The sequence below is a fragment of the Nonomuraea sp. 3N208 genome (genome assembly GCF_052245935.1).
In the GTDB taxonomy this organism is placed as follows: Bacteria; Actinomycetota; Actinomycetes; order Streptosporangiales; family Streptosporangiaceae; genus Nonomuraea.
This window is the reverse complement of the sequence record NZ_JBQQBR010000004.1, coordinates 171,349-176,788: the sequence shown is the minus strand read 5'-3', so window position 1 is coordinate 176,788 and position 5,440 is coordinate 171,349. Positions and strand designations below refer to the sequence as shown.

The 5,440-nt window shown below is 72.1% G+C and carries 5 protein-coding genes and 1 pseudogene; 1 reads left to right on the top strand and 5 read right to left on the bottom strand.

What is annotated here, in order from left to right; all coding sequences use genetic code 11:
- Positions 1-13: 13 nt before the first annotated feature.
- On the top strand, positions 14-520 hold the full coding sequence (locus ACTWPT_RS07190; protein ID WP_443176447.1) for a flavin reductase family protein: 507 nt from the start codon (positions 14-16) through the stop codon (positions 518-520).
- 41 nt (positions 521-561) lie between these two features.
- Here ACTWPT_RS07190 and ACTWPT_RS07185 read toward each other — a convergent pair whose 3' ends face one another.
- The 5 genes and pseudogenes from ACTWPT_RS07185 to ACTWPT_RS07165 form a co-directional block, all read right to left on the bottom strand.
- Complete coding sequence (locus ACTWPT_RS07185) at positions 562-1,101, bottom strand: DUF1990 family protein (RefSeq protein ID WP_443176446.1); 540 nt, start codon at positions 1,099-1,101, stop codon at positions 562-564.
- A gap of 14 nt (positions 1,102-1,115) precedes the next feature.
- Positions 1,116-1,262: pseudogene (locus ACTWPT_RS07180) on the bottom strand (Tn3 family transposase); the annotation flags it as partial.
- Between the two features lie 4 nt (positions 1,263-1,266).
- Positions 1,267-2,340 (bottom strand): saccharopine dehydrogenase NADP-binding domain-containing protein, encoded by a 1,074-nt coding sequence (locus ACTWPT_RS07175; protein WP_443176445.1) that lies wholly within the window; start codon positions 2,338-2,340, stop codon positions 1,267-1,269.
- Positions 2,337-4,280: a condensation domain-containing protein gene (locus ACTWPT_RS07170; protein ID WP_443176444.1), complete on the bottom strand. Its 1,944-nt coding sequence runs from the start codon at positions 4,278-4,280 to the stop codon at positions 2,337-2,339. Before ACTWPT_RS07170 ends, ACTWPT_RS07175 begins: the two co-directional genes overlap by 4 nt.
- A gap of 22 nt (positions 4,281-4,302) precedes the next feature.
- A complete protein-coding gene (locus ACTWPT_RS07165; RefSeq protein ID WP_443176443.1) occupies positions 4,303-5,421 on the bottom strand; it encodes a class I SAM-dependent methyltransferase in 1,119 nt (372 codons plus the stop codon).
- Positions 5,422-5,440 lie beyond the last annotated feature (19 nt).

Genomic DNA, 5,440 nt, shown 5'->3' with positions numbered 1-5,440 from the left:
CCGGGCGACGACCGTGATCACGTTGACCGGCACCGCAGCCGGGAGTGACCTGCGGGCGCTGATGGCGTCGTTCCCGACAGGTGTCACCGTCGTCACCGCTGTGGGGCCCGACGGTGTGCCCCACGGCCTGACCTGCACCGCGATGTGCAGCGTCAGCGTCGCCCCGCCGATGCTGCTGATCTGCCTGGACACCCGCAGCGGCACCCTCGCCGCGATCGACGGCGCCGGCACCTTTGCCGTCAACCTGCTGCACGCCGGCGGGCAGCGGGTCGCCGAACTATTCGCCTCGCCGGTGCGCGACCGGTTCGCCCGCGTCGCGTGGCATCCGTCCCCGGGGGTCGGGGCGCCGCTGCTGTGGGAGGACGCGCTCGCCGTGGCGGAGTGCCGGGTGGACAGGATCGTCCCGGCCGGTGACCACCACGTCGTGTTCGGTGTGGTGGAGCGGGTGTCGGTCACGGATGAGCCTCCTCTCATGTACGGGCGGCGCCGGTTCGGCGTGTGGGCCGAGGCTCCCGGTTGACCAGGCTGCACCTGCCGCGAGTACCGCGTGATTGCGAGAGGTCAGCGCTCATCACGAAGGGCGTCGATGTAGCGGTCGGTGACCAGGTCCTGTACCTTGCGTGTCATCGGTCCGCCGAGACGGCTGAGCAGGCGGGCAGGACGCGAGAACGCGCGGATGTCGAGCCAGACCTGGTCCTCCGGGGTCCGTTCGACGACGAATGCTTCCTCGCCGCATTCGGGGTGGCCTGGAAGGGTGCCGTAGGCAAACCCACGACGGTTTGGCTCCTCCACCGCGTACACGACGCGGCACGGCGCGCTGATGCTCAGCCAACGCCACCCGATGGTCAACAGGACGACGCTACCGGGGACGGCTAGGGGGGCGGACGTGGTGACGCCGAGTCCCGCTCGGCGGTGCAGGTCCCAGCGGGACAGCGCGCGTGCAGCCCGTTCGAAGGCGACCTGACCAACTCCCACCAGTGCGCGGCGATAGACATGGTGGTAACCGGCCGGAAGCGCGTCACGCGTGGCGCCCTGTTCTTGGTAGGTCAGAGGTGCTCGCTGTAGTGCCGTGCCGCCGCGCGACGCACGCAGGATTCTCATGACTACGATTCTCCGGCGCCGAAGCGGCTGATGTGGGCGCGTAGGTAGGGGGCGATCTGGCCGAGCTGATCGGCGACGATCTGCCGGCCTTCGGCGACCAGCTTGCGCACGATGTCGGAGATGTCCAGCGCGTTGTGGAAGACGACCACTGAAGCCGTGAGGTGGTCAGACGACGGTGAGATCGTCGACCAGTGGGTCATCACGTAGGGCGGCGGCGGTGGCGTCGGGGTCCAATACTTCGGCCGCGAGGTGTACGCCGGGCGGCACGGAACCGGACAGCACCGCGCGGGTGGCCAGCGCCATCACCACCCCGCTCAGCGCATAGGAGTCCACGGCCGTGATCAGCACCCTCGTAGGACCGGGCAGGCCGTCCGGACCGGGGCGCGCGGTGAACAGCATGACGTAGAAAGCGCCGAAGTCGGCGTTGTCCTGCAGCGAGGCACGAACCACGGTGTCCGCGTGCGGCGCCAGGGCGGCGGGGCCGGTGTCGTCCGCATCGGCCCAGACGGCTGCGAGGGCCTCGGGCAGGCGGTTGGAGACGAACACGTTGTAGGAGCGCACCTCGTGGGCGCCGGTGTCCGCGGCAAGGGTCTGCGCCTCAGTGGTGAGGTACGGCCACGCGTGCACCGGCACCGGGAAGCCCGGCAGCCGCACCTGGTGCAGCGGGGTCAGCGTGTTGGGAACCACCCGGCCGTCCCGCCAGGCCGCCATCGGCACCCCGAACTTCGGTCCTCGGGTCAGCAGCGCGTCCACCGCGGACAGCGGAGTGAAGACAGCCGCGCCGCCCACGTACACGTCGAGGCGGCGCAACGGGCGTTCCTTGGCCAGCAGCCGGGGCAGCAGGCCGGAAAGGCCGGGCATGACCCCGGCGGAGAACACCGCGGTCTGGTCGCCGGCCACGTCGCCGCTGGTGAGCGCGTCCTTGGCGGCCAGTTCGCCGCCGATGTCCACGTAGTCGGCTCCGGCCGCGAAGGCGGCGCGGGCCACGGTGTCCAGCACCTGGTACGTGGGACCCGCGCAGTTGACCACGATCCGGCACCCTTCGCAGAAGGCGGCCAGCTCGGCGGGGTCGTTCAGGTCCACCCGGATCGCCTGTGCGGGAGCGGCGAGCGAGGCCGCGAGTGCGGTGGCGCTCGTCAGGTTCCTGCCGCCGACGCGCAGCGGTCCGAGATCGTAGGCCGCGATGCGCTGCGCGGCCGTGCGGCCGACCGCGCCGGTGGCGCCCAGTAGCCCGATCATCGCTGGTCACCGAGGCGGGAACGGACGGCGAGTGCCACCCCGGCCACCGTCGAGTCGGCCAGGAACTCGCGCACCGGCACGGACATGCCGACCTCCTTGGCGAGCCGAACGACCGCCCGTACCGCGAGCAGGGAGTCCCCGCCGAGACCGAAGAAGTCGGCGCCGCGGTCGAGCACGGGCACCTCCAGGAGCTCCTCGAAGACGTCGGCGACCGCCTGCTCCAGATTGTCGGACGGCGGCCCTTCTCGGTGGCGCACGGCAGGCTCGGGCAGCAGGCCGAGCCGGAGGCCGTCGGCGGAGCCGGGATCGGCGGCCCCGGGCAGGCCGGGAACCCGATCCCAGCCGCTGCCGTCGGCGAGGCCGTCGACCAGCGCCACGAATTCGGCGAACGCCGCCGCCACCCGATCGGGGTCGAACAGCTCCTCGACCAGCGAGAAGACCGCCACCATCGCCGAGCCCAGCTCGAAGCAGCGGACTTCGATCGCGACCTGCGGGGTGCGCAACTGGTGGAAGTAGTCCGCGGCGATCACCCGGCCGAGCGGCCCGGCATCCTCGGGAGGGCGTCCGCCCATGGCCGCGTCCACCCCGAGCACACTCTGAAAGACCACGGGTCCGACCGGTCGCCAGCTACCGCGCCGTCGGGCCAGTTCGCGGCCGATCTCGACGCCGGTGATCAGGTTGTGGGCGGCGTGCTCGCCGGACGTCGCCTGCACGGCGGTGGCGAGCTCGGCGAACGTGGCCTTGGGGTCGAGGTCGAGGGGGAGCAGCATGGTGGCGGCAAAGGCGCCCACGACCCGCTGGACGTCAGGGTGGAGCGGAAGTCGGTTGAGCTGCAGCGAGTTCAGCAACATCCGGCGATGCCCGGCCCAGCGGGCCAGCACCACGCCGAACGCGGTCAGCATGGCGGTCGACGGGGTGACGCCTCGTCTGGTGCACTGCTGCCTCAGCGCTGCCCAGCTCTCGGCGCTCCAGCGGTGCTCGCGGTTGCCCATGGTGACCGGCCGCACCTCCTGAGGGTCGGCGGCCAAGGGCAGCGCGGGCGGGGCGGGCAGCGTGTCGAGTCGGGACCACCACCAGTCCCGGTCGGCCTGCCACGCCTCGGTGGCGGGCAGGTCCGCCAGCGAGGTGACGTAGTCGCCGAAGTGGATCTCCAGGGGCGGCAGGGCGGCGTTCCAGTCGGCGACGAAGGTGAGCAGGTCGCGGCTGAGCACGCTGGACGACCATCCGTCGAAGGTCAGCAGGCTCAGACCCAGATGAAGCCGGCCCTCGTCGCCGGGGAGCAGCGTGAGCCGGACGTCCAGGCCGGGGCCTCGGGTGGGGTCCGGGCCGCTGGTGCTCATCTCCTGCCGTACGTCCCGCAGTACAGCGGCGATCTCCTCCGCGTCGGCCTCGCGCAGGTCGTACACGCGGATCTGGGGCACGGCGGCCGGCGCGTCGGCGGGCAGGACGTGCTGGCGGCCGTCGGAGGTGACGCGGGCCCGCAGGGTGGGCTGGTGCGCGGCGAGCCGTTCGATCGCGTCCGCGAGCGCGTCGGCGGCTTCGTCGCCGTCGACGCCGATGAGGGCGTAGTCGAGGTAGTAGTGGGCCGAGTCGTAGGACAGCTCCCAGCCGTCCTGTTGTCCGACGAAGTAGCCCTGCTGGAGGGGGAGCAGGGGGAATTCCGCGTGGGAGTCGGGGCGCGGGGTGACCGTGATCGGCAGGGCCCTGGCCGCGGGCTCGCCGGAAGCGCGCCGCTTCACGAGCTCGGCCAGCTCGCCCAGCGTGGTCTCGACCCGCACGTCCGACAGGGCGAGCGCGACGCCGAGCCGCTTGCGCACCAGGGCCGACATGCGGACCGCGAGCACCGAGTCGCCGCCCAGGCGCAGGAAGCCGACATCGTGCGGGATCTCGTCGGGCGGCAGGCCGAGCAGCTCCGACCAGATCTCGGCCAGTTCCTTCATGAGCACTCCAATCGTCAGGTGATCAGCGGGTGGCGACGAACAGACGCTGCGACAGCGCGGCCAGCGGGTCCGCGTGCCGGGGCAGGTCAACCTCGACGCGCAGGCCGCTGCTTTTCAGCGCGTCCAGCCATTCCTCGCGGCGCAGGTAGGTGCGGGTGGTGCCGGCACGGCCGTCGAGCCGCCGCGGCGGGCCGTCATCGGTGGACAGAGCGAACGGCATCGAGGTGAGCGATTGCGGGTGTTCGCGGACGGTCTCGATGAGCAGCACCCGGCCGCCGGGGGCGAGCAGCGCGGCGACCTGGTCGAGCAGGTGGCCGACGTGCGGGGCATTGTGCGCCATGGTCGCGGCGACGATCAGGTCCAGCCCTCCCGGCTGGCGCGGCAGGTCCCGGACGATGTCGAGCAGCGCGTACCGCAGAAAGCCTGCGTCGAAGCGGCGGCGTGCGGTGTCGAGGAAGAACGGCGACAGGTCGGTGAACAGGTAGAACTCGACCGGCCGGGCGGCCAGCACCGGCAGCAGGTCCGCGGTGGTGGCGCCGATGCCCCCGCCCAGCTCCAGGATGCGCAGCGGCCGGGTGGTGCGTTCGGCCAAATCCCTGAGCACCTCGCCTGCGGCGGCGTTGAGGTAGCGGTTGATCAGGTTGTCACGGTAGACGGCCTCGGCGGTGGCTGGCTCGCCGTCGGGGTAGAGCAGCGCCTGCACGCCGATCTCATCGCGCAGCAGGTCGGGCAGCAATCTCAGTGAGCGAAGCATCAGCTCGGCAAGTTCGGCGGGGTAGCCGAGCGCCACCCGCGCGGCCTCCATGCGGGTGCGGGCGGAGGCCAGCTCCGCGCGCCGTGGTCCGTGCAGGTCGTGGTAGCGGCCCGCGGCGTCCCGGCTCGCCAGGCCGGCTTCGCAGAGGGCGGCCAGCCAGTGCCCCGCGATCCAGCGGTGCCGCCGCGTCGCGCCGAGATCGTCCGCGACCGCGCCGGGCTCGTACGCCGCGCCGTCGCGCAGCCGGGTACGCAGGTGCAGGTCGGCCGCGATGCCGAGCAGGATCAGGCGGTCCAGGTCATGGACGGCTTCCGCAGCGCCGCCGATGTCGGCTCCGGCGATCGCGGCGTGGCCGGCGCGGTCCGCTCGGTCGTTCAGGGGCGACATAGGGCGAGATGCTACGAAA

Coding starts and splice junctions, on each gene's coding strand:
- ACTWPT_RS07185 (WP_443176446.1), bottom strand. CDS start 1,101: ATGAGAATCCTGCGTGCGTCGCGCGGCGGCACGGCACTACAGCGAGCA.
- ACTWPT_RS07175 (WP_443176445.1), bottom strand. CDS start 2,340: ATGATCGGGCTACTGGGCGCCACCGGCGCGGTCGGCCGCACGGCCGCG.
- ACTWPT_RS07170 (WP_443176444.1), bottom strand. CDS start 4,280: ATGAAGGAACTGGCCGAGATCTGGTCGGAGCTGCTCGGCCTGCCGCCC.
- ACTWPT_RS07165 (WP_443176443.1), bottom strand. CDS start 5,421: ATGTCGCCCCTGAACGACCGAGCGGACCGCGCCGGCCACGCCGCGATC.